The sequence below is a fragment of the Stappia sp. WLB 29 genome, assembly GCF_023507705.1.
Taxonomy (GTDB): Bacteria; Pseudomonadota; Alphaproteobacteria; order Rhizobiales; family Stappiaceae; genus Stappia.
In genome coordinates this window covers 199859-226547 of the sequence record NZ_JALBGD010000006.1, presented here as the reverse complement: position 1 = coordinate 226547, position 26689 = coordinate 199859, and the positions used below count along the sequence as shown (strand labels likewise).

20 protein-coding genes are annotated in these 26689 nt (G+C 67.5%); 8 read left to right on the top strand and 12 right to left on the bottom strand.

Annotated elements, in window-relative coordinates; genetic code table 11:
- Positions 1-8 precede the first annotated feature (8 nt).
- The 3 genes from MNI96_RS13765 to MNI96_RS13755 all read right to left on the bottom strand — a co-directional run bounded on the left by MNI96_RS13765 (position 9) and on the right by MNI96_RS13755 (position 2916).
- Positions 9-998 carry a threonine ammonia-lyase gene (locus tag MNI96_RS13765; protein ID WP_249694042.1) on the bottom strand — a complete coding sequence of 330 codons (990 nt, stop codon included), beginning with the start codon at positions 996-998 and terminating at the stop codon, positions 9-11.
- A gap of 77 nt (positions 999-1075) precedes the next feature.
- Positions 1076-2110 (bottom strand): glycosyltransferase family 4 protein, encoded by a 1035-nt coding sequence (locus MNI96_RS13760; protein ID WP_249694040.1) that lies wholly within the window; start codon positions 2108-2110, stop codon positions 1076-1078.
- Positions 2107-2916: a UDP-2,3-diacylglucosamine diphosphatase gene (locus MNI96_RS13755; protein WP_249694038.1), complete on the bottom strand. Its 810-nt coding sequence runs from the start codon at positions 2914-2916 to the stop codon at positions 2107-2109. Before MNI96_RS13755 ends, MNI96_RS13760 begins: the two co-directional genes overlap by 4 nt.
- A 203-nt stretch (positions 2917-3119) precedes the next feature.
- Between MNI96_RS13755 and MNI96_RS13750 the strand changes: the two genes are divergently transcribed.
- Complete coding sequence (locus MNI96_RS13750) at positions 3120-3899, top strand: SDR family oxidoreductase (protein ID WP_249694036.1); 780 nt, start codon at positions 3120-3122, stop codon at positions 3897-3899.
- A 79-nt stretch (positions 3900-3978) separates the two neighbouring features.
- On the opposite strand, the gene MNI96_RS13745 is transcribed toward MNI96_RS13750, so the two are convergent.
- The 3 genes from MNI96_RS13745 to MNI96_RS13735 form a co-directional block, all read right to left on the bottom strand.
- Positions 3979-5247: an OmpP1/FadL family transporter gene (locus tag MNI96_RS13745; RefSeq protein WP_249694034.1), complete on the bottom strand. Its 1269-nt coding sequence runs from the start codon at positions 5245-5247 to the stop codon at positions 3979-3981.
- Between the two features lie 405 nt (positions 5248-5652).
- Positions 5653-8859 (bottom strand): efflux RND transporter permease subunit, encoded by a 3207-nt coding sequence (locus MNI96_RS13740; RefSeq protein WP_249694032.1) that lies wholly within the window; start codon positions 8857-8859, stop codon positions 5653-5655.
- Positions 8856-9929 carry an efflux RND transporter periplasmic adaptor subunit gene (locus MNI96_RS13735; RefSeq protein WP_249694120.1) on the bottom strand — a complete coding sequence of 358 codons (1074 nt, stop codon included), beginning with the start codon at positions 9927-9929 and terminating at the stop codon, positions 8856-8858. Before MNI96_RS13735 ends, MNI96_RS13740 begins: the two co-directional genes overlap by 4 nt.
- A gap of 487 nt (positions 9930-10416) precedes the next feature.
- On the opposite strand from MNI96_RS13735, the gene MNI96_RS13730 reads away from it, so the two are divergent.
- Positions 10417-11115 carry a TetR/AcrR family transcriptional regulator gene (locus MNI96_RS13730; RefSeq protein WP_249694030.1) on the top strand — a complete coding sequence of 233 codons (699 nt, stop codon included), beginning with the start codon at positions 10417-10419 and terminating at the stop codon, positions 11113-11115.
- Positions 11116-11146: 31 nt separating this feature from the next.
- Here MNI96_RS13730 and MNI96_RS13725 read toward each other — a convergent pair whose 3' ends face one another.
- Positions 11147-12289 (bottom strand): TRAP transporter substrate-binding protein, encoded by a 1143-nt coding sequence (locus MNI96_RS13725; RefSeq protein WP_249694029.1) that lies wholly within the window; start codon positions 12287-12289, stop codon positions 11147-11149.
- 262 nt (positions 12290-12551) lie between these two features.
- Between MNI96_RS13725 and MNI96_RS13720 the strand changes: the two genes are divergently transcribed.
- Positions 12552-12788 carry an Lrp/AsnC ligand binding domain-containing protein gene (locus MNI96_RS13720; RefSeq protein WP_120267215.1) on the top strand — a complete coding sequence of 79 codons (237 nt, stop codon included), beginning with the start codon at positions 12552-12554 and terminating at the stop codon, positions 12786-12788.
- Positions 12789-12812: 24 nt separating this feature from the next.
- Here the strand turns inward: MNI96_RS13720 and MNI96_RS13715 are convergent, their stop codons facing one another.
- Both MNI96_RS13715 and MNI96_RS13710 read right to left on the bottom strand, forming a co-directional pair.
- Positions 12813-13793: a DMT family transporter gene (locus MNI96_RS13715; protein ID WP_249694025.1), complete on the bottom strand. Its 981-nt coding sequence runs from the start codon at positions 13791-13793 to the stop codon at positions 12813-12815.
- A 139-nt stretch (positions 13794-13932) separates the two neighbouring features.
- Entirely contained in the window at positions 13933-16236 is a 2304-nt protein-coding gene (locus MNI96_RS13710) for a xanthine dehydrogenase family protein molybdopterin-binding subunit (protein WP_249694023.1), read from the bottom strand.
- A gap of 298 nt (positions 16237-16534) precedes the next feature.
- On the opposite strand from MNI96_RS13710, the gene MNI96_RS13705 reads away from it, so the two are divergent.
- Positions 16535-17533, top strand: a complete 999-nt coding sequence (locus MNI96_RS13705) for a DMT family transporter (protein ID WP_249694021.1) — start codon at positions 16535-16537, stop codon at positions 17531-17533.
- A 15-nt stretch (positions 17534-17548) separates the two neighbouring features.
- Here MNI96_RS13705 and MNI96_RS13700 read toward each other — a convergent pair whose 3' ends face one another.
- The 3 genes from MNI96_RS13700 to ade form a co-directional block, all read right to left on the bottom strand.
- Positions 17549-18418 (bottom strand): substrate-binding domain-containing protein, encoded by an 870-nt coding sequence (locus tag MNI96_RS13700; RefSeq protein WP_249694018.1) that lies wholly within the window; start codon positions 18416-18418, stop codon positions 17549-17551.
- A gap of 111 nt (positions 18419-18529) precedes the next feature.
- Positions 18530-20149 carry a long-chain-fatty-acid--CoA ligase gene (locus MNI96_RS13695; protein ID WP_249694118.1) on the bottom strand — a complete coding sequence of 540 codons (1620 nt, stop codon included), beginning with the start codon at positions 20147-20149 and terminating at the stop codon, positions 18530-18532.
- Between the two features lie 258 nt (positions 20150-20407).
- Positions 20408-22129, bottom strand: coding sequence for an adenine deaminase (gene ade / locus MNI96_RS13690; RefSeq protein WP_249694017.1), 1722 nt, complete (start codon positions 22127-22129; stop codon positions 20408-20410).
- A 221-nt stretch (positions 22130-22350) separates the two neighbouring features.
- Between ade and MNI96_RS13685 the strand changes: the two genes are divergently transcribed.
- From MNI96_RS13685 to MNI96_RS13670, 4 genes are all read left to right on the top strand, one after another.
- On the top strand, positions 22351-23649 hold the full coding sequence (locus MNI96_RS13685; RefSeq protein WP_249694016.1) for an ROK family transcriptional regulator: 1299 nt from the start codon (positions 22351-22353) through the stop codon (positions 23647-23649).
- A gap of 51 nt (positions 23650-23700) precedes the next feature.
- Positions 23701-24717 carry a sugar ABC transporter substrate-binding protein gene (locus MNI96_RS13680; protein ID WP_249694015.1) on the top strand — a complete coding sequence of 339 codons (1017 nt, stop codon included), beginning with the start codon at positions 23701-23703 and terminating at the stop codon, positions 24715-24717.
- A gap of 112 nt (positions 24718-24829) precedes the next feature.
- Positions 24830-25906: an ABC transporter permease gene (locus MNI96_RS13675; RefSeq protein ID WP_249694014.1), complete on the top strand. Its 1077-nt coding sequence runs from the start codon at positions 24830-24832 to the stop codon at positions 25904-25906.
- On the top strand, positions 25903-26682 hold the full coding sequence (locus MNI96_RS13670) for an ATP-binding cassette domain-containing protein (RefSeq protein ID WP_249694013.1): 780 nt from the start codon (positions 25903-25905) through the stop codon (positions 26680-26682). Before MNI96_RS13675 ends, MNI96_RS13670 begins: the two co-directional genes overlap by 4 nt.
- The last annotated feature ends 7 nt before the right edge of the window (positions 26683-26689 follow it).

Sequence of the window (26689 nt, the reverse complement as noted above, 5' to 3'; positions counted from 1 at the left end):
GCGTTTGTCTAGCCCGCCAGCGCCTTCGCCATCATGTCGGCGTCGATATTGCCGCCGGACAGGGTGAGAGCGACGACCCGCCCCTTCACCGGCAGCCGGCCCGACAGCACCGCCGCAAGGCAGACGGCGCCGCCCGGCTCCACCACCAGCTTCAGCTCGCGAAAGGCGAAGGCGACCGCCGCCAGCGCCTCGGCATCGCTCACGGCAAGGCCGCGGCTCGCCCGGCGGCGGGTGATCGAGAAGCCGATCTCGCCCGGCTGGCGGGCAAGCAGCGCGTCGCAGACCGATCCGGCCTCGCTCGGATTGGCGACGACCGTGCCGCCGACAAGCGAGCGGCCGTGGTCGTCGAAGCCTTCCGGCTCCACCGGCAGCAACTCGCAATCGGGCAGCAACGTCTCCAGCGCGAGGGCGATGCCGCCGGTCATGCCGCCGCCGCCGGCACAGGTGAGCATCGCGTCCGGCACCAACCCCATGGCCGCCGCCTGTTCGGCGACCTCGGCCCCGATGGTGCCCTGGCCGGCAATGACGCCGGCATCGTTGTAGGGGTGAACCATCGTCGCGCCGCTCTCGCGGGCGATCTCCAGGGCAAGCGCGTCGCGGTCGTCGACGCCGCGGCGATAGGTGACGACCCGCGCGCCGGAGCGGCGGGTGCGGTCGAGCTTCGCCTGCGGCGCGTCCTGCGGCATGACGATGGTCGCCGGCATGCCGAGAACCCGCGCGGCCTCCGCCACGCCCTGTGCGTGGTTGCCGGAGGAACAGGCGACCACGCCGCGATGGCGGTCGCCGTCCGGGATCAGCGACAGGCGGTTGAAAGCGCCGCGGAACTTGAAGGAGCCGGTGCGCTGCAGGTTCTCCGCCTTCAGCAGCACGGTGCCGCCGGTGAGCGCGTCGAGAAACGCCGAGCGCAGCAGGGGCGTCACCACCGCCTCGCCGGCTATGCGCCGCTGCGCGTCGCGAATGTCCTGGAATACGGGGGAAGAGACGGGAATCGCGTCCATGAAGGCCTCCTGCAGAAGTCTTGAGTCCTACATGATCGCAGCGCCCGGTTGAAGCAGGCTGGGCAGCGAAAAGGCGCTCAGGCAGCGCCGCGCGCCTGCGCCTGCTCCCCCGCAAGGTAGCAGTTGCGCAGGAACTGGCGGGTGCTCGCCTCCCAGCTGTAGGACAGGGCCAGTTCGCGGCAGCGCTGACGCGGAATGGCCAGCGCCGCGACGGCCGCCTTGCCGAGATCCTCGTCCAGTACGCCGGCTTCCGTGCCCTGAAGGATGTCGAGCGGTCCCATCACCGGATAGGCGGCAACCGGAACGCCCGCCGCCAGCGCCTCCAGCAGCACATTGCCGAACGTGTCGGTGCGGCTCGGAAAGACCACCACATCGGCGGAGGAATAATGCCGGGCGAGATCCTCGCCGGTCTTCGAGCCGGTGAACAGGACCTGCGGATAGCGCGCGCGCAACTCCGCCAGCTGCGGCCCGTCGCCGACCACCACCTTGGTCCCCGGCAGCTCGAGATCGAGGAAGGCGGCAATGTTCTTTTCCACCGCCACCCGGCCGACATACATGAAGACGGGCCCGGAAATTCCGGTCGGCAGGACGCTGCCCTCGCGCGGCCGGAACAGCTCGTGATCGACGCCGCGCGACCAGCGCATGAGGTTGACGAAGCCGCGCGTCGCCAGATCCTGCTCCAGCGTCGAGGTCGCCACCATGCAGCCCTGGCCGGCATTGTGGAAGCGGCGCAGCCAGGCATAGGACCAGGAAACCGGCACCGGGATGCGCGCCGAAAGATACTCCGGAAAGCGCGTGTGGTAGCTCGTCGTGTAGACCAGGTCGAGCAGACGGGCGACGCGCGCCGCCATCAGGCCCAGCGGTCCTTCGGTGGCGATATGCAGATGATCGTACCCGCCCGCTGCGATCCGCCGGCGCAAGACGGACGGCGTCGTCAGGGACAGGCGGATTTCGGAGTAGGTCGGGCAGGGAACGGTGAAGAAGTCGGCCGGCGAGAGCACCTCCACCGGCACGCCCATGCGGCGCAGCTCGTCCACGGTGCGCTCGATGGAGCGCACGACACCGTTGATCTGGGGATGCCAGGCATCGGTGACGATGAGCAGCGACTTCATGCGGCAGCCTGCGCCCGGCGCGGCTCGCCGGCTTCCAGTGCCGGCACACGCTCTGTCCGGTCCGCCCAGCGGATGATCTCGAACGTGCCGTCGTGGTGCTCGGCGACGGCCGTGCAGCTCTCCACCCAGTCGCCGGTGTTGATGTAGTGGGTGCCGAACTCGGTGTGGTCGGCGGCATGGTGGATATGGCCGCAGATCACCCCGTCGACGCCCTGGCGCTCGGCCTCGCCCGCCAGCGTCTCCTCGAACTTGCCGATGAAGTTCACCGCGTTCTTGACCTTGAGCTTGGCCCAGGCGGAGAGCGACCAGTATGTCAGGCCGAGGCGGCGGCGCAGGATGTTGAGCCCGGTGTTGAGGTTGAGCGCGGTGACATAGGCCCAGTCGCCGAGAAAGGCGAGCCACCTGGCATGGCGCACCACCACGTCGAAGCGGTCGCCGTGGATGACCAGATAGCGGCGCCCGTCGGCTGTCTCGTGGATGGTCTCCTCCACGACTTCGATGCCGCCGAAATGGGTGCCGAGGAAATCGCGCAGGAACTCGTCGTGGTTGCCGGGCGTATAGACGATGCGGGCGCCCTTGCGCCCCTTGCGCATCAGCTTCTGCACCACGTCGTTATGGGTCTGCGGCCAGTACCACATGCGGCGCAACCGCCACCCGTCGACGATGTCGCCGACCAGGTAGATGGTTTCGGCATCGTGATACTTGAGGAAATCGAGCAGCATGTCCGCCTGGCAGCCACGCGTACCAAGATGAATATCGGACAGGAAGATCGCCCTGAAATGTCTCTGGGTCGGCTCGGAGGACATGACACGCTCCTGACAAGTCTTTGAGCGTCTAGATGCGCGATTCCGGTCTCAGAAATATGACAAGCAGCCGGAACGACGCGAGAGGGGGAAAGAAAACGCCCCCGCACGTCTGCCGCTGGACGGAGCGTGGACGGCTCCGCTATCAATTCGGCAACGACGTCCGCCGGCCCCTGCCCCGGACGAACCAGATCGGGAGATACGACATGGATCTTGGACTTTCCGGCCGAAAGGCCATCGTCTGCGCCTCCAGCCGCGGCCTCGGCCGGGGCTGCGCCGAAGCGCTGGCGGAAGCCGGATGCGACCTGGTGATCAACGGGCTGGACCGGCTGCGACTGGAAACCGCCGCAACCGAGATCCGCGCCCGCTACGGCGTCGACGTCGCCTCGGTCGTCGCCGACGTCTCGACGCGCGAGGGGCAGGACGCCCTGCTCGCCGCCTGCCCCGAGCCCGACATCCTGGTCAACAACAATGGCGGCCCGCCGCGTCGCGACTATCGCGAGCTCGATCGCGAGGCGATGATCGGCGGGGTGATCCAGAACATGATCTCGCCGATCGAGATGATCCAGCGGGTGGCCGACGGCATGGCCGAGCGCGGCTTCGGGCGCATCGTCAACATCACCTCGATCACCGTGCGCATGCCGCTGGAGGGGCTCGACCTGTCGAGCGGCGCGCGCGCCGGCCTCACCGCGTTCCTGGCCGGCGTCTGCCGGACCTATGCGGGGCGCAACGTCACCATCAACAACCTGCTGCCCGGCAAGATGGACACCGACCGCCTGCGCGGCGGCCTGGAGCGGACGGCCGGCATGACCGGGCAGAGCGTCGATGCGGTCGGCAAGGCGCAACAGGCGGAAATCCCGGCCGGCCGTTTCGGCACGGCGGAGGAATTCGGCAGGATCTGCGCCTTCTACTGCTCGACCTCGGCCGGCTATGTGACGGGGCAGAACATCCTCGTCGACGGCGGGCTCTATCCGGCAGCGTTCTGAGCGCAACTGGCCGTCCGCACACGCAAAAGCCGGCGGGGCACCCTCCCCGCCGGCTTTTTCGTTTTAAGGACCGGACGGCTCAGTAGCCGCGCGCCACGTCGTATTCCGGGCGCTCGGCAGGACCGCCCCAGCGATAGCGCATCGACGCGGAAATGATGTTCACATGCGCCTGCGCCTTGCCGACATAGCTGCCGACATTCGGGTTGTAGTCCTGATGGCCGGGGCCGATGTTGATGTCCGCATCGGCCGCGTGGATATAGGTGTAGCCGAGGTCGAACGACAGGTCGTCAGTGAACTTGTAGCTGGCACCGGCCGAGAGCCACAGGCGGTCGGCGTCCGGCAGGCGGGTCGAGCGGATCTCGTCGGTAATCGGCGAGATCTCATAGCCGATGCCGGCGCGCATCGTGAGGTCCTCGGTCACGTCGTACTCGCCGCCGACGGCGAAGAACCAGCTGTCGCGATAGTTGAAATGCAGGGTCTGGACCGTCGCGCCGGTCGCCTGCGAGGTGACGCGCGGCGACTTGAGGCGGCTCCAGTTGCTCCACTCGACCGTGCCGAAGACCCGGAACGCATCCGTCACCCGCTGCTTGGCCGAGAAGTTGATCGTCTCCGGCGTGATCAGCGAGGCGTCGATGTCGGTGATGCCGGCCGGCGTCTGGATGTCGCCGTCGAGGGTCTGGCTGACGCCCGAGCGGAAACCGAGGCCGAGCTCCGTCCCCTCGAACGGCTTGAACGTCACGCCGGCGGTCACGCCGAAGCCGATGTCGTCGCCTTCCAGGATCGCGGACGGGAAGCCCGGCACGTTGGGCAGGGCGGACTTGAGAGTCACCTTGAAATACTGGACCTGCACGCCGAAGGCGAAGGACAGCATGTCGTTGAGCTTGTAGCCGATGGCCGGCGTCACGTTTACCGACATCACCTTGGACGTTCTGGAATAGAACTGTCCTGCCCAGTTCTGATGCGGCTTGGTGGCAAGGCCGTAGGGCGCGTTGATGGCAAGGCCCAGGAAGATCTGGTCGTTGAACTTGTAGGTCGTGTAGGAGGCCGGAACATAGCCTTCGCTACCGATATCGCCGGAGGGCGCGGTACTCGGCGTCAGGCCGAGAACGCCGGCGCCTATGGGCGAGGGCGTGAAGGCGCCGGTGATCTCGGCGGTGGGAGCGACCAGCGTGTGATGGCTCTCGAAGGTGAACCCCTCCCCGGCGCCGGTGATCGTCGCCGGATTCCAGAACATCGACGAGATCGAGGGCCCGGTCGTGCCGTTGCCGGCGAACGACATGCCCTGATAGTAGGCGCTCTGCTCGCGCAGGGCGAAGCCGCCGGCAAGGGCGGCGGACGAAGCAAACACCACAGATATTGCGGTAAACGACAGTAGAAGGCTCTTGCTCTTGGATGACATGTCTCGACCGTTCCTCCCCGGGCTGCAGGACGAAGCAAAGCCCCGGTGCCGTCCTGTTGCGAAGAGGATGAGAAAGTCGCAGCAGCTAAGCAATCGTCATGAACGACCGGATTTTATCGAGTATTGCCAACGGAAATTCAGGTTTTGCAGGTTCCGCTAAGGAAAGCTTCCCCAAGGGAAATACCTGTCGGACCTCAAAACGTGCTGCTGCGTGACAGTTTCACGACAGCCGCGCACAGCCGATGCGCATTTGCATATTTTTTGAGCAATTCTCCGCCATCAGGGCAACACCTTCCCTTTTCGGAAGGGTGTTGCCCGACTGCAACGAAAGTGGCGGCGGAGAAACGGGGGATGTCACTCCGCCGCCTGAGGCAGAGCCGGCGCGGGGACCGGTGCACGCTCTGCCACATCGGTGTTGGCCGCCTTCATGTCGACGGCCGCGGACCGGCCGGCCTCGCGCCGTGCCTGCCTTGCGGCCATCACTTCCTCCTCGGTCTTGTCCAGGCGGTTGCGGAACCACAGGGCGTAGAGCGCCGGCAGGAAGACGAGAGTCAGCACGGTCGCGACCGTGAGGCCGCCGATCATCGCGATCGCCATCGGTCCCCAGAAGATGTTCATCGTCAGGGGGATGAAGGCGAGAACCGCGGCCATCGCGGTCAGGATCACCGGCCTTGCCCGGCGGACGGTCGATTCCACGATGGCGCGCCGCATGGTGGCGCCGGCATGCAGGTCGTGGTCGATCTGATCGGCCAGAATCAGCGTGTTGCGCATGACCATGCCGCCGAGCGCGATGACGCCGAGAATGGCGACGAAACCGAAGGCGGCGTCGGCAATCAGCAGGGCGGCCACCGCCCCGATCAACCCGAGCGGGAAGGTCAGGAACACCAGAGCCATCTTCGAGAAGGACTGCATCTGCAGCATGATCAAGACGGCCATGGCGAGGAACATCAGCGGGAACACCGCGGCGAGCGCCACGTTGGCCTTGGCCGATTCCTCCGCCGCGCCGCCCGTGTCGATCCGGTAGCCGGCCGGCAGCGTCGCCTCGATCTCGCGCATCGTCGGCAGAAGGGAGGCGGTCACGTCCGGCGCCTGCAGGCCCGGGGCGACATCCGCCCGCACGGCCAGCACCGTCTCGCGATTGCGCCGCCACAGGATCGGGTCCTCGGCCGTGTAGACGATCCGCGCGACCTGGGAGACGGGAATGGCCCGCCCGTCCCGCACCTGCAGCACCATGTCGCCGAGATCGCCGAGCGCGGCGCGCTCCGTCTCGTCGGCCCGCACCACGACGCCGACCGAATGGCGGCCCTCGCGCAGCGACGTCACCTCGTAGCCGGACAGGAGCGTCTGCAGCGACTGGCCGATCTCGGAGGTGGACAGCCCCAGCGCCCGCGCGCGGTCCTGATCGACCTCAAGGCGCACGGACTTCACCTTCTCGCCCCATTGCAGCTCGGTGTTGCGGGTGTCGGGGCTGGCCCGCATCGCATCGCGCACCCTCGCTGCCGCCGCCCGCACCTCTTCCAGGTCCTGACCGACGACGCGGAACTGCACCGGATAGCCGACCGGCGGGCCGAGCTCGAGCTTGTTGGCGCGGCCCTGCACCGCCCCTTCCGCCTCGGCGAACCGGGCCTGGAGCTGGCCGACCAGCGCATCGGCGTGCTCGCCGCCCCTGGTCTGCACCAGGATCAGGGCGTAGCTCGGATTGGGCAGGGCCGGGTTGTAGGCGAGGAAGAAGCGCGGCGCGCCCGCCCCCACATAGGTGGTGAAATAATCGACATGCTCGTTGGCCTTGAGCCAATCCTCGATGGCCTTCGCCTCGCGCTCGGTCGCCGCGAAGGACGCGCCTTCCGGCCCCTTCAGTTCGACGAGAACCTCGGGGCGCGAGGAGCTGGGGAAGAACTGCTGCTTGACGAAGCCCATGCCGTAGCCGGCCAGGACCAGCAGGCCCACCGTCGCCAGCACCACCGGCAGGCGGAAGCGCAAGGCAGCAGTGACCATCGCACGCAGGCGGTTGTAGGAGGGCGTGTGATAGATCGCCTCCTCGTCCACATGCCCGCGCTCGGCGGCATGGCGCTCCAGCGAGCGCGGCAGCAGCTTGAGGCCGAGATAGGGCGTGAAGACGACCGCGACGAGCCAGGAGATCAGCAGCGCCGTCGTCACCACCCAGAAGATGCCGCCGGCATATTCGCCGGCCGCCGACTTGGCGAAGCCGACCGGCAGGAAGCCGGCCGCCGTCACCAGCGTGCCGGTCAGCATCGGAAAGGCGGTGGATTCCCAGGCGAAGGTCGCCGCGCGGAAGCGGTCCCAGCCTTGCTCGATCTTCACCACCATCATCTCGATGGCGATGATCGCATCGTCGACCAGGAGGCCGAGCGACAGGATCAGCGCGCCGAGCGAGATGCGCTCCAGGTCGATGCCCATCAGCATCATCACCACGAAGGTGGCCCCGAGCGTGAGAGGCACGGAGAGCGCGACGATGATGCCGGTGCGAAAGCCGAGAGACAGGAAGGAGACCAGCAGAACGATGGAGATGGCGACGACGAACTTCAGCAGGAACTCGCCGACGGCCTCCTCCACCACTTCCGGCTGGTTGGAGACCTGGTGCAGCTCCGCACCGACCGGCAGGCGGTCCTTGATCTCTGCCGCCTTCTCGTGCAGGCGCTCGCCGAGCTCCAGCACGTTGCCGCCGTCCGACATGGCGACGCCGAGCAGGATCGTGTCCTCGCCGTTGTAGCGCGCGACATAGCTTTGCGGATCGGCGACGCCGCGGCTGACCGTGGCGATGTCGCCGAGCCGGAACACCCGGCCCTCCGCCTCGACGGGAACGGCCGCCACCGCCTCGACGCCGGTCAGGCTGCCGCTGACGCGCACCTGCACGGTCTCGCTCGGCGTGTCGACCGAGCCCGACGGCACGACGGCGTTCTGGGCGGCGAGCGCATCGAAGATCGCGCTGGCGGGAATGCCGAGCGTCGCAAGTTTCGCATAGGAGATGTCGACATGGATCTTCTGGTCCTGCTCGCCGAAGAGCTGGACCTTCTCCACGCCCGGCACGGCCAGGAACGACTGGCGGGCCATCTCCGCAAGATCCGACAGTTCGGTCCAGGTGGCACCGGGCGCGGTGAGCGCATGGACCTGGACATAGACGTCGGCATACTCGTCGTTGAAGAAGGGACCGCGCACGCCCTGCGGCAGCTCGCCGGAGATGTCGCCCACCTTCTTGCGGGCCTGATACCACAGCTCCTCGACCTCGGAGGGCGGGGTCGCATCGTCCAGGACGATCTGGGTCGCCATGAAGCCGGGGCGGGTATAGGTCTCCAGCCGCGACAGCCAGGGCAGGGTCTGCAGCCGCGTCTCGACGCGGTCGGCAACCTGCTCCTGCATCTCCTCGGCGCTGGCGCCCGGCCATACGGCGGTCACCACCATCACCTTCACGGTGAAGGCGGGATCCTCGTTGCGGCCGAGATTGCCGTAGGCGTAGACGCCGGCAATGGCGGTGACGAGGATGAAGAAGAGAACCAGCGTCTGGTGACGGATGGCCCAGGCGGACAGGTTGAAGCCGCTCATCGCAGCGCCCCCACCTGCACCGGACCGCGCGACTGGCGCAGCACCGCCTTCAGCGTCAGGCCGGGATCGATCCGGTGCACCCCGAGGCTGACGACATGCTCGCCGGCCGAAAGACCGGTAACGACGGCACGCTCGGCCTCGATGCGGCGGATCTCGACGGGGGCGGCCTCGACCTGTTCGGCGCCCGGCGCTGCCCGCCAGACATTGGCCGTCTCGCCGGAGTACCAGACGGACGTGAGCGGCACGGCAACCTCGTCCTCGGGCACGACCTGCTGCAAGTGAACGGTCGCGGTCATGCCGAGCCGCGCATCGGCGGTGGGGTCGTCGATGGCGAAGCGTGCGGTGAAGGTCCGTGCGGCCGCGTCGGCGACCGGCGAGAGCTCGCGAAGCCGGGCCTGGTAGCGCCGGTCGGGATCAGCCCACAGCGTCACGCTCGCCCGCGCCTTTTCAAGGCCGGCGACCTGCGCCTCGGGAATCGCGACTTCCACCTCGCGCTCGCTGTCTCCCGCGATGCGGACGATCCCCTGCCCTGCGGCGACGACCTCGCCGGGTTCCGCCGCCACGGCCGTCACCACCCCGTCGCGATCCGCGCGCAAGGTGGCATAGGCGAGCTGGTTTTCGGCGAGAATGCGCTGTTCGGACGCCGCCTTCAGCGCGGCGGCGGCCGCATCGTCCGCGGCGATGGCCTGGTCGAGCGCGGATTGCGAGACATGCCCCTTGGCCTGAAGCGCGGCGATGCGGGTGCGGTCCTCGGACGTCTTGCGCGCCTGCGCCTGTGCGGCCCGCTCTTCCGCCTCGCGGGCACGCAGGCCGGCGCGCAGGTCTTCCTCGTCCAGAGCGGCGATGGCCTGGCCGGCGGAAACCCGGTCGCCGACATCCACCAAGCGTTCGGAAATCTTGCCGCCCACCCGGAAGGCGGCGGGCGCGTCGCTGCGGGCGTGGACGGTGCCGGAGAAGGTGACGCCGTGGCCGTCGACCTTCACGGCCGGCTCGACCCATACGACACGAGGCGATGCGGCGGAGGTGTCCGCGTCCTCGGCGGCCTGCGGCTGGCAGGCGGCGACCAACACGGCCGTCAAAAGGACCGCGCCGACCCGCCCCACAGGGCTGCCGAAACCGAACCATGAACCAGCAGGAAGGCGACGCACCGGAAATGCGGAGGCGAGAGATGCGGGGAAGCTGCTCATCACTTGAGGCCTTTCGGGCGCAGTATCGTCGGCACCGGGCCGACCGGCAGGATCATGGAACAAGCGCAGACACCTCCGCGCGACCCTCAATATGGATGACAAGTGACGATTGTCAATAAACGTCAGTGAACATATATTAGTCGTCAGGAGGCGTCGGTGCCCGGCAGGCATGGCCCGGCGCACGCGCTTCGGCCTGCCCTTCTCGCGCGCCGCCTCCAGAGACTTCGCTTCGCAGGCCGGGCAGCAGGGACGAGTTGACGCAGGCGGCCATGGCTCCCATTGTGAGCCTGAGTTGCCGCCCTCGTTTTTCGAGACATGCGGGCAACCAGGCCGCAGGCTCAAGAACCAGAAAAGACCGGATCAGTGCATCATGAGTGACTTGCTGGATATGGAAGAGGCAGCCGCCCGGGACGGGACGAACAGTCCTGCGACCCGCGAGACGCGCAGGCGCATCGTCGAGAAGGCCAGCGAGCTGTTCCATCTCTACGGCTACCAGAAGACGACCGTGGCCGACATCGCCCGCGAACTCGGCATGTCGCCGGCCAACGTCTACCGCTTCTTCGCCTCCAAGGCCGAACTGACCAAGGCGGTCACCGTCCTGGTGACCAGCGGCCTTCGCGCCGCCATGGAGCACGATATCGAAGGCTGCTGCGGCGGCAGCAGCGAGAAGCTGCGCAAGATGGTTCGCCAGCACTTCCACCATATCCGCGACCACTACACGGACAACAGGAAGATTCACGACCTGCTGGAAGCCGCCATGGACGAGGCGTGGGACGAAATAGAGATCCACAAGGCCGAGATGCGGGAAAGCTTCGCGCACCTGATCCAGGAAGGCATCGAGAAGGGCGAGTTTCCGCCGCAGGACGCCGACACCTCGGCCCTGCTGTTCCAGCATTCGCTGGTGATGTTCTTCCATCCGGCATTGGTGGCGCAAACCTGCCGCTGCCTGCCCGAGGGGCATCAGGACCTGATGTTCGAGCCGATGGTGGATTTTGCGCTCGCAGCGCTCAGGGACGGGCGTTTCCGCAACGTGCCGGCCGAAGTCCTTCATCCCGCGGCAGCGTGCTGAGACACGGCAGCCGCCGCGCCGGGCGCAAGCTTCAGGGCGCGCGGCCGTCGAGCATCTGCCGGTCGCTCACCTCGCTCCACGGCGTGAGCCGCTGGAGCGCCTGGGTGTAGCTGGTATGGATGTCGCGGGCGATGTCGCCGGAATTCGCCAGCGCAGCCACGACATCCCTGGACGTTGCCCGCAGCGCCTGCATGACCGGCTCGGGGAAGCGTCGCAGTTCCACCCCGTCCTCTTCCAGCAGTTGCCGCAGCGCCTCGGCATTGCGCCAGGAACTCTCGGCGATGGAATGCAGCGTCTCCATGCGGCAGGCAGCGGCGATCACCCCCTTCAGATCGTCCGGCAGCCCCTCGTAGGCCACCTGGTTGATCAAGGTCTCGCTCGCCCCGTTCGGCTCATGGAAGCCGGGCGTGTAGCACAGCTTGGAAACGGTCTGGAAGCCCATCGCCCGGTCGCCCTCGGGGCCGAGGAACTCCGCCGCATCGAGAAGGCCGCTCTGCAGCGCCGGCACGATCTCGGAAGACGGCAGCGAGACCGGCGTCGCCCCCAGGCGCCGCATCACCTCGCCGCCCAGACCCGTCATGCGGATGCGCAAGCCGCGAAGATCCTCGAGCGTCAGAACCGGGCGCATGAACCAGCCGCCGAGCTGCGGGCCGCTGTTGCCGCCCATCAGCGGCTTGATGCCGAACGGCGCATAAAGCCGCTCCCAAAGCCCCATGCCGCCGCCCTGCTCCAGCCAGGTCACATGCTCGTAAGGCAGCAGGCCGAAGGGCACGGCGGAAAAGAAGACCGCGGCCGGCAGCCGGTCCTGCCAGAAGGCGGGCGAGGCATGCCCCATCTGCGCCGTTCCGGCCGAGACCGCATCGAACACCTCTCCGCCCGCCACCAGGCCGCCGGCGGGAAACAGGCGCACGCGCATGCGCCCGCCGCTGAGGCGCGCGATCGTGTCGCAGATCCGCGATGCCGACACTCCCGGCCCCGGCTGGTCGGCCGGCCAGGTGGTCACCATCTTCCATTCGATCGTCGTCTGGGCGAGCGCCGGCCTTGCCAGTCCGCCGGCAAGCGCGAGACCGGTAAGGCCCAGTCCCGTGAGACCGAGCGCACCGCGCCGCGTCACATCGGCCGGCCGAGGATCGGCCGGACCGGAGGAAGGGGAGGATGTCTTGCGATGTTTCATTCGGCGTCTGGAACCATGTCTGCGGAACGTGCCGTGCCCCGATCGTGCCGTTTCCGCACAGGCGATGCGAACCGGTGTTTCATGGCAGAGTCCGACATGGGGGGCAACTGCGCAAGTCCCGCAAGATCAAAGTTTCACAACCGCCTGCAACAGGACGCGACGACCCGCGAGCGGCCATGGTTGCCCTTGCCCCATGGGTCCGCATCCGCTTCACTGTCGCGATGAGTCGCGGCGCCCGCCGCCCTGCCACCCGGAGATGTCCATGGTTCCGTTTTTCGTGATGATCAAATGCCATCTCGGCAAGGCCTACCAGGTGGCCAATGCCATCGCCGACGCGGAGATCGCTTCCGAGATTTACTCGACCGCCGGCGACTACGATCTGCTGGTCAAGTTCTACGTGGACGACGAGACCGACATCGGCCATTTCGTCAATGAGAAGGTCCATCCCTTCGACGGCATTCTCGACACCAAGACCATGATCACGTTCAAGGCGTTCTGACGCCCTTGAACCAGCCGTGCCGGCTCAGGCCTTGGACGGGGTGACCGTGCTGCGTTCGCGGGACCTGTCGAGGCCGAGCCGGTGCTCGCGGAAGATGACGAAGACGCCCGCGCCGATGACGATGATCGCGCCGCCGATCACTTCCAGCGTCGGAACTTCCGCAAAGACGATCCAGCCGACCAGCACCGTCCACAGCATCGTCGTGTATTCGAAAGGCGCGATGGTGGAGGCATCGGCATAGCGATAGCTCTGGGTGAGCAGAATCTGGCCGACGCCGCCCGACAGGCCGATGGCGACGAGGATGATCGCATCGTCGAGGTCCGGCATCGCCCAGCCGAACGGCGCCGACATCAGCGCGAAGACCGAGGTCACCGCCGCGAACCACACCACGATGGTGGAGGTGCGCTCCGTTCCCGTGAGCCGGCGCACCGTGATCATCGCAAGCGCCATGAAGATCGCGCTGGCAAAGGCCAGCATCGCCCCGAGCGAGGCCTCTTCCGTCGGCGCGACACCGGACAGGTGCGGCGACAGGATGATGAGAATGCCGAGAAAGCCGACGACGACCGCGCTCCAGCGGTAGGCGCGGACCTTTTCGCGCAGGATGATGGCGGCAAGTGCCACCGTGACGAGCGGCGCGGAGAAGCTGATCGCGGTCGCATCGGGCAGCGGCAGGCGGGCGATGGCGGCGAACCACAGGGACATGGCGGTGCCGCCGACGATGGCGCGGCTAACGTGGCCCCAGGGGCGCTGCGTGGAGAAGGCCTCGGCCAGCTTGCCCTGCCAGGCGATGACCAGCAGCACCGGCAGCATGCCGAAGAACGAGCGGGCGAAGATCACCTCGCCGACCGGGTAGGCCCCGTCGAGCAGCTTCACCATGGCGATCATGCCGGTGAAGACGAGGGCCGACACGACTTTCAGCGCAATGCCGAGCCGGGGGTTGTAGGCGTTGAAATCTTTGGCGGCCGGCGTGTTCCCGGTCGTCTTTTCGGCAAGTTCGGAGGCCATTGCGTGTCGGGATCTGCCGGTGACACCGGCCTGTCTGACAGCCCGGAGAAGTGGAACATCCTGCATTTATAGGATGAATCGCGCAGGAGCACCCATGGGAATTGCACGGGCACCCCTGCGCGAAACACATGACCTAGCGTCAGCTGTTGGCGGCCCGGATCGCCTCCCACACGCGCAGCGGCGTCGCCGGCATGTCGATATGGGCAACGCCCGCCCCCCGGCGAAGCGCATCGCCGACCGCGTTCATCACCGCGGGACCTGCACCGATGGTGCCCGCCTCGCCGGCGCCCTTGATGCCGAGCGCGTTGGTGGTGGAGGGAATGTTGTTGGTCTCGAAGCGGATGCCGGGAATGTCGGCCGCCCGCGGCATCTGGTAGTCGAGGAAGGAGGCCGTCAGCAGCTGCCCGTCCTCGTCGTAGACCGTGTGCTCCATCAATGCCTGGCCGATGGCCTGCACCACGCCGCCATGCACCTGGCCGGCCAGAAGGATCGGGTTCACCGTCACGCCGAAATCGTCGACGATCACATAGTCCAGCAGCTCGATGTCGCCGGTCTCCGGATCGACCTCCAGCTCGCAGATATGCGTGCCGTTGGGATAGGTCGCCTCGGCCTGCTTGACCTCCTCGCTCGCCGTCAGCTGCTCGGGCGCGGCGGCCGCGATCTCGGCCAAGGTCACCGACCTGTCGGTGCCCACGACCCGCACCTCGCCGTCGACGAGCTCCAGGTCCTCAGGGCCCGCCTCCAGCTTGTCGGCGGCAAGGTCCTTGATCTTCTTCACCAGGCTGCGCGAGGCCTCCAGCACGGAGGGAAGGCCGATGGGGATCGAGCGCGAGCCGCCCGTGCCGCCGCCCTTGCGCACCCGGTCGGTGTCGCCCTGGATCATGGTGATGCGGTCGAGATCGACGCCGAACTGCTCGGCGATGATCTGCCCGTAGGCGGTGGCATGGCCCTGGCCGTTGGTCTGCGTGCCGATCAGCAGCGTCAGAGAACCGTCGCCGCCCAGCTCCACCGTCGCCTCCTCGGAACCCGCAAAGGCGCAGGCCTCGATATAGGTCGCCATGCCGATGCCGCGATAGCGCCCGCGCGCAGCGGACGCCTCTGCCCGCTCGGCGAAGCCGTCCCAGCCGATCGCCGCCATCGCCTTGTCCATATGGGCGGAGAAGTCGCCGGTGTCGTACATGCGCCCCGTGTGGGTGGTGTAGGGCAGCTGCTCGGGACGGATGAAGTTGCGGCGGCGGAACTCGGCCGGCGACATGTCCATCTCCGCCGCCGCCCGGTCGACCAGCCGCTCCAGCAGATAGGCGGCCTCGGGCCGGCCCGCGCCGCGATAGGCGTCGGTCGGCGTCGTGTTGGTGTAGACGCCCTTCACCACGCCGTACATCGCAGGCACGTGGTAGAGGCCGGTCGCCATCGACAGGCCGAAATTCGGGATCATCGGACCGTACTGGTGCAGATAGGCGCCCATCGCCGCGACGATCTCGACGCGCAGCGCCAGGATGCGCCCTTCGGCATCGAGCGCCACTTCCGCCACCGACAGGTTGTCGCGCCCGTGCGCATCGGCGAGGAAGTGCTCGCTGCGCTCGCAGACCCACTTGACCGGCCGGCCGAGGCGCTCCGCCGCCACCAGGCAGACGGGGTATTCCGGATAGACGAAATTCTTGGTGCCGAACCCGCCGCCGACATCCGGCGTGACGACCCGCAAGCGGTTGCGCGGGATGCCGAGGATGTCGCCGGCGATGATCGCCTGCATGCTGTGGCCGCCCTGGGTGCCGGCGGTCAGCGTATAGCGGCCGGTTTCCGCATCGTATTCGCCGATGCAGCCGCGCGGCTCCATGTAGTTGCACACCAGGCGGTTGTTGACGATGTCGATCCGGGTGACGTGATGGGCGGTCTCGAACGCCCGGTTCGTCGCCGCCGCATCGCCCGCGTCATAGATGAAGGCGAGATTGGTGCCGGTCTCCGGCCACACCAGCGGCGCATCCGGCTTCAGGGCATCGCCCGTGTCGACCACCGCATCGAGCGGCTCGTAGTCGACCTCGACCAGTTCCGCCGCCGACTTCGCATTGGCGAGCGTGTCGGCGACGACCAGGGCGATGGGCTCGCCGACATGGCGCACGGTGTCGGTCGCCAGCACGGGGCGCGGGGGAACCGCATGGCGCGTGCCGTCGGTCTGGGTGAGGATCGCCTTGGTCGGCATCAGGCCGAGATCGGGAATGTCCGCCGCGGTCATCACCATGGCGACGCCGGGGGCGGAGCGGGCCGGCTCCAGGTCGCCGAGGGTAATGCGCGCATGCGCCACGCTGGAGCGCACCACAAAGGCACGCAGCATGCCGTCGGACTGGACGTCGTCGGTGTAATGGCCCCGGCCGGTGACCAGTGCGTCGTCTTCCTTGCGGCGCACCGGTGCGCCGATGCCGAACTTGGCGTGCACCATCTCGTTCATTCGAATGCCTCGTTGCTAACAGCCGGGCACGGCCCGGAGATCGCTGCGGTGATTGCGGAAAGCGTTGCGTGCGACATGTGGCGCAGTGCCGGGAGGGTCAAGGCCGATCACGGGTCGGGCGACGCGACGATAGCTGCCGCTGTGTGGATGGGCAAAAGCTTAGCGGCAAAAGCGCCTGTTCGCCAAGGGGGAGCGGAACACCGGCCGGGCCCTTTCGCGAAAGCGGCCAATGGGACTATGCTCGGCCCCTCACCTTCTTGCGGCGGCGCTCGTCGCCTTCCCGCGCACGGACAGCCCGATGCCCCCACCTTCCGAGCACACGCCCCCGGACCCTCCCGATCCCGGAGAGGGACGCAGCCTCGCCCAGCGCTACCGCGACACGGGCGACAGGCTCTCGCTGCTTCCCGGAAACATCCGCGGCATCCTGTGGATGCTGGTCGCCGGCATCTTCTTCACGGCGATGGTGACGCTCATCAAGATCCTCGGCGAGCGGCTGCATGTCGCCGAGATCATCCTGATCCGCCAGGTGATCATGACGATCATCGTCGCGCCGGTGATCATTTCCGGCCTTCCCGGTTCGCTGAAGACGCAGCGCCCGGGCCTGCATGTCATCCGCGTCGGCTGCGCCTCGGTGGCGATGCTCGCCGGCTTCACCGCGATCATCCACCTGCCGCTGGCGGACGCCACCGCCATCGCCTTTTCCAAGACCTTCTTCCTGACGATCTTCGCGATCCTGTTCCTCGGCGAGACCGTCGGCCCGCACCGCTGGGCGGCGACCGCTGTCGGCTTCCTGGGCGTCGTCATCATCCTGCAGCCGGGCGGCGACACGGGCTTCAGCATCTATGCCGCCATGGCCGTCGCCGGCGCGGCGGCAGCCGGCATCGTCATGATCATCATCCGCAAGCTGTCTCAGGTGGAGCGCCCGGTCACCATCCTCACCTACCAAGCGTTTTTCGTCGGCCTGATCATGCTGCCCATCGCCATCTACTACTGGAAGACGCCGACGCCGGAGGAATGGGGCCTGCTGCTGCTGGTCGGCATGGCCTCCTGGGCCGGGCAGATGTGCAACATCCGCGCCTTCCGTGCGGGCGAGGCTTCGGCGCTCGCCGCGCTCGACTATGCCCGCCTGATCTACGCGACCATCATCGGCTTTCTGGTGTTCGGGGATCTGCCCGCGCCCGTGACCTATGCAGGCTCGGCGCTCATCGTCGCCGGCGCGCTCTATACGGTCTGGCGGGAAAACCGGCTCGGCCGCCAGGTCACGGCGCGCACGGGCGTGCGGGCCGACCCGCCCTGACCTTGCTCAGAGGGCTCACGCGCCGTTGAAATGCGGCGTCCAGATTCCGTCGACGCGGTAGCCGCCGAGGGTCCTTGCCATTTCCGCAAAGGCCGGTGTTCTCGTGAAGGCGATCAGCGCCTGGAACGGGGCCTCGAACCAGTCGCGCCGCGACACCAGCAGGTCGAACCGCTCCTCGCACACGGGCACGAAATCCAGCTTGAACTGCCGTGCCGAGGCGGCGAGCCCGAAGGCCGCATCCGCCCGCCCGTCGAGCACGGCAAGCGCCGCCTCGCGCTCGTCCCGTGCCACCGGGGCTCCTTGCGGAACGGCAATGCCGGCTTGCGCGAACAGCCGCTCCATCAGGTGCTGGCTGCCCGCCTGCGGCTGGCGCAAGACCAAGCGCTTGCCGGCAAGATCGGCGATGGAGCCGATGCCGAGCGGATTGCCCGGCGAGACGATGACGCCGCGGTCGCGCCACGCCCATTCGGCCAGCACCACGGGGCGGAAGCGGAAACGCTGCGAGACGAGCTCGGTGTTCCAGCCCTCGTCCTGGATCATGTGCAGCCCGGCGGCAACGCCTTCCAGCTGCTCGAACCGGTCGAGCCCATCGAGGCTGCCGTCGAAAAAGGCGGCAAGGCCCGAGCCGCTCTCGCGCAGCGCCCATTCGAGCAGCGGATCGTGGCTGCCGAGGACGACGGCCGGCCGCGTGCCCTCGCCGGTCGGCGCCTCGCTGGCATTCTCGATCCAGGCCAGCACCACTTCGCGGGGGAAGAGCAGCTTGCCGGTTGCGCGGCTGTGCGGGATCTCGCCGGCAGCCGCCAGATCGTAGATCTTTCGCTCCTTCACCCGGAGCAGGTCGGCCATTTCCTTGGTCGTGAGATAGGTCGGCAGGTCGGCCGTCATCTTGCCGGGTGTCCCGTTGCGCGTGTCGGATAGGGTCTGGCCGACAATGCCAAGTCGGCCCGCCCGCATCAAGCACCGCCGGCGCAAGGACTTGTGAACACAACGAGACCGTCAGCCTTCAGCGGCAGCGGCGGCCCGCTTCGCCTTCTCCTCCTCCACCAGCTCCTTCTTGGACAGCTTGCCGACCATCGTCTTAGGCAAGCTGTCGCGGAACTCGATCTCCTGCGGCAGCTCGATTGGCGACAGGTGGCCTTTCAGGAACTGCCGGAGATCCTCGGCGGAGACGTTCTCGTCCGGCTTCAGCTTGACGAAAGCCTTGGGCGCCTGCCCGCGATAAGGGTCGGGAATGGCGATGACGATCGTCTCTTCCACGGCCGGATGCTGGTAGATCGCCTCCTCGATCATGCGCGGATAGACGTTGTAGCCCGAGCACAGGATCAGGTCCTTGATCCGGTCGACGAGATAGACGAAGCCGTCCGGATCGCGATAACCGACATCGCCGGTATGCAGGGCGCCGTTCTCGATGGCCCGCGCCGTATCTTCCGGGCGGTTGTAATAGCCGGCCATCACCTGCGGCCCGCGCACCACCAGCTCGCCCTTCTCGCCCTCCGGCACGCATTGGGACGGGTTCTCGAGGCTGCGGAACTCCAGCACCGTGCCGGGAATGGCAAGGCCGATGGAGCCCGCACGGCGGTTCTCGTTGAGCGGGTTCGCCGCCACGACCGGCGAGGCCTCGGTCAGGCCGTAGCCCTCCACCAGAATGCAGCCGGTCAGCCCCTCGAACTGCGTCTTCACCTCCACCGGCAGCGGCGCGCCGCCGGAAATGCACAGCCGGATCGTGGTGAGATCGTACCCCTTGGTCATCTCGGAATTGTTGATCGCCGTGTAGATGGTCGGCACACCGGGGAACAGCGTGACCTTCTTCCGCCGGATCGTGTCGAGCAGCATCTTCAGCTCGAAGCGCGGCATCAGGACCATCTCGGCCGCCAGCACCACGGACAGGTTCTGCGCCACCGTCATCGCGAAGACGTGGAAGAACGGAAGCACGCAGAGCATCTTCTCTTCGCCGACCTGTGCATCGCAGAAGATCGAGCGCATCTGCTCAATATTCGCGGCAAGGTTGGTGTGGGTCAGCATCGCGCCCTTGGGAACCCCGGTCGTCCCGCCCGTGTACTGGAGCACGGCGATGTCCGTATCGGGGCGGATGTCGGCGACGCGCGGGCTGGCGCCATGGCCGACGACTTCCGAAAAGCGCGGATGCGCGGCATCGTGCGGCACGCGCGCCCGGTCGCCGCGCTTGAACAGCTGGAACAGCAGCTTCTTCGGCTGGGGCAGGATATCGGCCATCGGGCAGACGATGACGCGGTCGAGCGTCCCCTCGCGCCGCACCGCCTCCACCTTGTCGTAGATGACCTTGAGATCCATGGTCACCATGATGCGCGTACCGCTGTCCCGCGCCTGGAACGACAGTTCCCGCTCCACGTAGAGCGGGTTGAAGTTCACCACGATGCCGCCGATCTTCAGCACCGCGAAATAGAAGATCGTGTAGTAGGGCGTGTTCGGCAGGCACAGACCCACCTTGTCGCCCTTGACCACGCCCATCGCTTGAAGGCCGGCCGCCGCCCGGTCGGTCAGCGCCGCGATCTCGGCATAGGTCCAGCCCTTGCCGAGGAAGTCCATGGCCGGTCGCCGGCCATGCTCCCTGGCGGCCGTGTCGAGATAGGTGTGCATCGACTGCGGACGAAAAGCGGCAAGCCAGACCTGCGGTTCGCTCACGATGGTTCCTCCCGGACCTGGCACGTGGATCGTGCCCTGTTGTTGCACGGCGCCCGCCCCTCCCGCAGACTCGCGGCCGGCTTCGCCGGCATGGTCAACATGGGCAAGCCTTCCCTTTACGTCAACGTAAAATCCGACTCCTCGACTGCGCTCGAGCCTTGCGCCAGTCTACCACGCGGCGGCAGAGATCGGCATCGCGGCCGGTCGCCATGCTCAACCGAGCAGCGCGAAACGGTCGACGTCGAACAACCCGCGATCCGTGATCTTCAGGTGCGGGATGACCGGCAGGGGCAGGAAGGCGACCTGCAGGAACGGCTCGGGCAACGTGCAGCCCAGCGCACGGGCGGCGATCCGCAGCGACTCCAAGGCGTGACGAACCTCCTCGAACGAGGCAAGGCTCATCAGCCCGGCAACGGGAAGCGCAAGCTCCGCCATCACCGTGTCGCCCCGCGCCACGACGAAACCGCCCTGCAGCTCGGCGATCCGGTTGACCGCCGTCGCCATCGAGGCATCGTCGCAGCCGACCACACAGATATTGTGGCTGTCGTGCCCGACGGAGGAGGCGATCGCCCCGCCCTGCAAGCCGAACCCGGAGACGAAGCCGCGGCCGATATTGCCGTTCTTCCCGTGCCGCTCCACCACCGCGACCTTGGCGACATCCGAAGCAGGATCGGCCAGCACCCCGCCCTCCCCCTCCGGCAGGCTGCGTGTGAGATGCTCGGTGATGATCCGGCCCGGCACCACGCCGATGACGGCGCTTTCGTTTAAGCCCGAACCCGCGAGGCGGAAATCCTCCGCCGTCACCGGGCGCTGCAGGCGGACGCTGTCGAGCCCGACCGGCTGCAGCGGCTGGCGCGCGGCAAAGGCATCCTCGTCCACCGGACGCCCTGCGGCAACGACCGAATGGACGCGGCACTCTTCCAGGTCGTCGAGCAGCACGAGATCGGCGCGCCAGCCCGGCGCCACCTGTCCCCGGTCGCGCAGGCCGAAGGCGACCGCCGCCGACCAGCTGGCCGCACGATAGGCGTCGCAGGGCCGCGCGCCGCGGGCGATCAGCCGCCGGATCATGCTGTCGAGATGGCCTTCCTCGGCAATGTCGAGCGGATTGCGGTCGTCGGTGCAAAGGCACACGAAGGACGAGGTGTCCGGCGTCAGCACTTCGGCCAGCGCCTCTAGGTCCTTCGACACGGAGCCTTCCCGGATCAGGATCGTCATGCCCTTGGCGAGCTTCTCGCGTGCTTCCTCTGCCGTCGTGGCCTCATGGTCGGTGCGGATGCGCGCGGCGAGATAACCGTTGAGATCGAGCCCCGACAGCAGCGGCGCATGCCCGTCGATATGCCCGTCCTGGAAGGCCGCCAGCTTGGCGATGGCGCCGGGATCGCGCGCCAGAACACCGGGGAAATTCATGAACTCCGCAAGGCCGATCACCTTCGGATGGTCGCGGAACGGTTCGAGATCCTCGACTTCGAGCTGCGCGCCGGCCGTCTCGAACGCAGTCGCGGGCACGCAAGACGACAGGTTGACCCGCAGATCCATCAGCGTGCGCTCGGACGCATCGAGGAAATAGCGGATACCCGCCGCGCCCAGCACATTGGCGATCTCGTGCGGATCGCAGATCGCCGTCGTCACGCCGTGCGGCAGCACGCAGCGGTCGAATTCGAGCGGCGTCACCAGGGACGATTCGACATGCAGATGCGTGTCGATGAAACCGGGAACCACGATGCGCCCGCCGCCGTCGATTTCCCGTTTCCCGCGATAGCGCCCATGCGTCCCGACGATCCGGTCGCCGACAATCGCCACATCCGTATCCGTCAGCGACCCGTCGATCACCGAGAACAGGCGCACGTTTCGAAGGACGAGATCCGCAGGCTCCTCCCCGCGCCCGGCGGCAATCGCCCGTTCGAGAAAGGGCCGTGTTTCCATCGTGTTCGGCATGTAGTGCTCCCTGCCGTGCGATCCGTGCACCTTGCCTCGCACCCAAGCATGGCACAAGCACGGCACGGCGCGCCAGCGCCACCGGACGTTGCGGATTCCGCGCTGCAGCACCGAAAGCGGATTGACAAGCGCCGCCCGCCGATAATTAATAAATCAACTTAAAGAAATAAATCGTCCAACCGCCCGGCAGAGGCGGAGGCGGGGTGAGGGAGGATTTCGCGTTGGCAAGGCGCCCGCTCGTCGGACAGGGATCGAATTCCGTTCAGCTGCGCCGCTACAACGAGCGCATCGTGCTGCAGGTGCTGCGCCGTGTCGGCGACGCGTCCAAAGCGGATCTGGCACGCCTCGCCCAGCTGACCAACGCGGCCATCGGCGGCATCATCCAGGACCTGACCGCCAGCGGGCTCATCGAGACGCTGGGCAAGCGGCACGACGGCGGGCGCGGCCAGCCGGCGACGATGCTGCGCCTGTCCGCCGCGGGGGCCTACGGCTTCGGCGTGCGCATCGACCGCACCTCCATCGAGACGGTGCTGGCGGATTTTTCCGGCCGCATCATCGGCCGCCAGTCGCACGACCGGTTCCTTCCCGAGCCCGAGCGGGTCGTCGACATCGTGGCCCGCGACATCGCCATGCTGCTGCGGCTGATCTCGCCGCAGGAGCACGCGCGCATCGCCGGCGTCGGCGTCGCCATGCCGTTCAACCTCGGCTCCTGGCTGCACGAACTCGGCCTGCCGAAGGCGAACTTTCACCTGTGGGACGACATCGATTTCAAGCAGATGCTTGAGGAGGCGATCGACTTCCCGGTCTTTTCCGAAAACGACGGCACCGCCGCCGCCATCGCCGAGCTGTTCTCCGGCGCCGGCCGCCATGCCGACGACTTCCTCTACCTGTTCCTCGGTCCCGCCATCGGCGGCGGCGTCGTCTATGGCGGCGACTGCGTGAAGGGCGTCCAGGGCAATGCCGGCGACGTCGCCATGATCCCGGTGCCGCGCAGCCGGCTCGCCTCCGCCCCGGCCCCGCGCGGGGAGATGGACATCCTGCTGACCCGCGCCTCGATCTCGGCGCTGAAGCGGCACCTTGCCCATCACGGCATCGTCGCCGAGACGCGCGACGATCTGGAACGCGCGGCGGAAGGCGGCCACCCGGCGGTGGAAGAGTGGCTGGCGGATTGCGTCGCCGCGCTGACGCCGGCGATCTGGTCGGCGATCTCGCTGATCGACGTGCCGCTGGTGGTGATCGATTTCGACATCGACGGCGGCCTGCCGCAGCGCCTGATCGACGACCTGACCCGGTCGCTGGCGCTGGCCGCGCCGCAATCGCGGGTGCCGCCGCGCCTTCGCCGCGGCTCCTTCGGCCAGGACGCGGGCGCTGTCGGCGCCGCCAATCTGCCAATCTTCTTCAACTATTCGCCCCGCACCGCGATCCCGACCGCGAACGAGGGCAAACGAGGTGCTGCCGATGCCGCCGCGCGCAAGGCGCGCAAGGACGTCGAGCCCGCACAGGATGGCCGCCCGGCTTGAGGGGCCGGACGGCCTGCGATCCGATCGCAAGCCAACTGGGAGGAACTGACAATGCTTAGGAAACTCATGCTCGCCGGCACCGTGCTCGGCATGGCCGCGGCCACTCCGGCCCTGGGCGCCGACATCTCCGCGTGCCTCGTCACCAAGACCGACACCAACCCGTTCTTCGTCAAGATGAAGGAGGGCGCCACCGCCAAGGCGGCAGAACTTGGCATCGAACTGAAGTCCTATGCCGGCAAGATCGACGGCGACCACGAGAGCCAGGTCGCCGCCATCGAGACCTGTATCGCCGACGGCGCCAAGGGCATCCTGATCACCGCGTCCGACACCAAGGCCATCGTCGACAGCGTCAAGCAGGCGCGCGATGCCGGCATCCTGGTGATCGCCCTCGACACCCCGCTGGAGCCCATCGACGCGGCCGACGCGACCTTCGCCACGGACAACTTCAAGGCCGGCGAACTGATCGGCCAGTGGGCCCGCGCCACGCTGGGCGATGCGGCGGCCGATGCCAAGATCGCCATGCTCGACCTTGCCGTCAGCCAGCCCTCCGTCGGCGTGCTGCGCGACCAGGGCTTCCTGACCGGCTTCGGCATCGACGTGAAGGACCCGAACCGCTGGGGCGACGAGGACGACCCGCGCATCGTCGGCAACGACGTGACCGCCGGCAACGAGGAAGGCGGCCGCCGCGCCATGGAGAACCTGCTGACCAAGGATCCCATGGTCAACGTCGTCTACACGATCAACGAGCCCGCTGCCGCCGGCGCCTATGAGGCGCTGAAGGCGATGGGTCGCGAAAACGATGTGCTGATCGTCTCGGTGGACGGCGGTTGCCCGGGCGTGAAGAACGTCGTCGAAGGCGTGATCGGCGCGACCTCGCAGCAATATCCGCTGCTGATGGCCTCGCTCGGTATCGAGGCGATCAAGACCTTCGCCGATACCGGCGCCAAGCCGGAGCCGACGCCGGGCAAGAATTTCTTCGACACCGGCGTCGCGCTGGTCACGGACAAGCCGGCGGAGGGCGTTCCCTCCATCGATACCAAGGAAGGCATGGACAAGTGCTGGGGCTGAGATCCGGCACCTCGCATTGACGGACGCTCCGCGCGGGAACGGCACTTTGCCGCCCGCGCGGGCGATCCGCCAGCCTAACAGGCCAGGCACCGTTCCGGGGGGAGGAAACCCAATGAGCGACGCACAGACATCCGCCAAACACGATTTCGAAAAGGGCCTCGCCGGAAGCTCCTCGGAAGTCGCCGCCTTCGAGCGAGCCGAGCGCCCGCTGATCGACCGCATCCAGCACCGCCTGCACGCCCGTCCCGAGTTCGTGCCGCTGATCGTGCTTGCGCTCTCGCTGGCGGTGTTCGGCATCCTGCTCGGTTCGAAATTCTTCTCGCCCTTCGCCCTGACGCTCATTCTCCAGCAGGTGGCCATCGTCGGCATCGTCGGCTGCGCCCAGTCGCTGGTGATCCTGACCGCCGGCATCGACCTGTCGGTCGGCGCCATCATGGTCCTGTCCTCGGTGGTGATGGGCCAGTTCACCTTCCGCTACGGGCTGCCGCCGGAGATCGCCGTGCTCTGCGGCCTCGCCTGCGGCACCCTGTGCGGCTTCATCAACGGCGCGCTGGTCGCCTGGATGCGGTTGCCGCCCTTCATCGTCACGCTCGGCATGTGGCAGATCGTGCTGGCGGCCAACTTCCTCTACTCGGCCAACGAGACGATCCGCAGCCAGGATATCGAGGCGCAAGCACCGATCCTCCAGTTCTTCGGCGAGAAGTTCAACGTCGGCGGCGCCGTCTTCACCTATGGCGTCATCGCCATGTTCCTGCTGGTGCTGGTGCTCAACTACGTGCTCAACCACACCGCCTGGGGACGGCACGTCTACGCCATCGGCGACGATCCGGACGCGGCAGAGCTTGCCGGCGTGCGCGTCGCCCGCATGCGCATCTCGGTCTACACGCTGGCCGGCCTCATCTGCGCCATCGGCGGCTGGGCGATGATCGGCCGCCTCGGCTCGGTCTCCCCGACCACCGGCCAGTTTACCAACATCGAATCCATCACCGCCGTGGTGATCGGCGGCATCTCGCTGTTCGGCGGACGCGGCTCGATCCTCGGCATGCTGTTCGGCGCGCTCATCGTCGGCGTGTTCTCGCTCGGCCTGCGCCTCATCGGCACAGATCCGCAATGGACCTACCTGCTCATCGGCATGCTGATCATCGGCGCCGTCGCCATCGACCAGTGGATCAGAAAGGTTGCAGCATGACCCGCGAACCGATCCTCACCGCCCGCGGCCTCGTCAAGCGCTACGGCCGCGTCGTCGCCCTCGACCGGGCCGACTTCGACCTCTATCCCGGCGAGATCCTCGCCGTGATCGGCGACAATGGCGCGGGCAAGTCGACCCTGATCAAGGCAATCTCCGGCGCGGTCGTGCCGGACGAGGGCGAGATCCGGCTGGAGGGCAAGCCGGTCAACTTCTCCTCGCCGATGCGGGCCCGCGAGGCCGGTATCGAGACGGTCTACCAGAACCTTGCCCTGTCGCCGGCGCTCTCCATCGCCGACAACCTGTTCATGGGCCGCGAGTTGCGCCACCCCGGCTGGATGGGCAAGTACCTGCGCAAGCTCGACCGCAAGGCCATGGAACGCATCGCCCGGGAGAAGCTCTCCGAGCTCGGCCTGATGACCATCCAGAACATCAACCAGGCCGTGGAGACCCTGTCCGGCGGTCAGCGCCAGGGTGTTGCCGTGGCGCGCGCGGCCGCCTTCGGCTCCAAGGTCGTGATCATGGACGAGCCGACGGCCGCCCTCGGCGTCAAGGAGAGCCGCAAGGTCCTCGACCTGATCCGCGACGTGAAGGCGCGCGGCCTGCCCATCGTGCTGATCTCCCACAACATGCCGCATGTGTTCGAGGTCGCCGACCGCATCCATATCCATCGCCTCGGGCGTCGTGCCTGTGTCATCAGGCCGGACGACTTCTCCATGTCGGACGCCGTCGCCATCATGACCGGCGCGATGGAGCCGCCGCAGGCCGCGGCGGCCTGAACATACG

Bases quoted from the DNA above. Each gene is read 5' to 3' on its own strand.
- MNI96_RS13765 (WP_249694042.1), bottom strand. From the start codon at position 998: ATGGACGCGATTCCCGTCTCTTCCCCCGTATTCCAGGACATTCGCGAC.
- MNI96_RS13760 (WP_249694040.1), bottom strand. From the start codon at position 2,110: ATGAAGTCGCTGCTCATCGTCACCGATGCCTGGCATCCCCAGATCAAC.
- MNI96_RS13755 (WP_249694038.1), bottom strand. From the start codon at position 2,916: ATGTCCTCCGAGCCGACCCAGAGACATTTCAGGGCGATCTTCCTGTCC.
- MNI96_RS13750 (WP_249694036.1), top strand. From the start codon at position 3,120: ATGGATCTTGGACTTTCCGGCCGAAAGGCCATCGTCTGCGCCTCCAGC.
- MNI96_RS13740 (WP_249694032.1), bottom strand. From the start codon at position 8,859: ATGAGCGGCTTCAACCTGTCCGCCTGGGCCATCCGTCACCAGACGCTG.
- MNI96_RS13730 (WP_249694030.1), top strand. From the start codon at position 10,417: ATGAGTGACTTGCTGGATATGGAAGAGGCAGCCGCCCGGGACGGGACG.
- MNI96_RS13725 (WP_249694029.1), bottom strand. From the start codon at position 12,289: ATGAAACATCGCAAGACATCCTCCCCTTCCTCCGGTCCGGCCGATCCT.
- MNI96_RS13720 (WP_120267215.1), top strand. From the start codon at position 12,552: ATGGTTCCGTTTTTCGTGATGATCAAATGCCATCTCGGCAAGGCCTAC.
- MNI96_RS13715 (WP_249694025.1), bottom strand. From the start codon at position 13,793: ATGGCCTCCGAACTTGCCGAAAAGACGACCGGGAACACGCCGGCCGCC.
- MNI96_RS13710 (WP_249694023.1), bottom strand. From the start codon at position 16,236: ATGAACGAGATGGTGCACGCCAAGTTCGGCATCGGCGCACCGGTGCGC.
- MNI96_RS13705 (WP_249694021.1), top strand. From the start codon at position 16,535: ATGCCCCCACCTTCCGAGCACACGCCCCCGGACCCTCCCGATCCCGGA.
- MNI96_RS13700 (WP_249694018.1), bottom strand. From the start codon at position 18,418: ATGACGGCCGACCTGCCGACCTATCTCACGACCAAGGAAATGGCCGAC.
- MNI96_RS13695 (WP_249694118.1), bottom strand. From the start codon at position 20,149: ATGCACACCTATCTCGACACGGCCGCCAGGGAGCATGGCCGGCGACCG.
- ade (WP_249694017.1), bottom strand. From the start codon at position 22,129: ATGCCGAACACGATGGAAACACGGCCCTTTCTCGAACGGGCGATTGCC.
- MNI96_RS13680 (WP_249694015.1), top strand. From the start codon at position 23,701: ATGCTTAGGAAACTCATGCTCGCCGGCACCGTGCTCGGCATGGCCGCG.
- MNI96_RS13675 (WP_249694014.1), top strand. From the start codon at position 24,830: ATGAGCGACGCACAGACATCCGCCAAACACGATTTCGAAAAGGGCCTC.
- MNI96_RS13670 (WP_249694013.1), top strand. From the start codon at position 25,903: ATGACCCGCGAACCGATCCTCACCGCCCGCGGCCTCGTCAAGCGCTAC.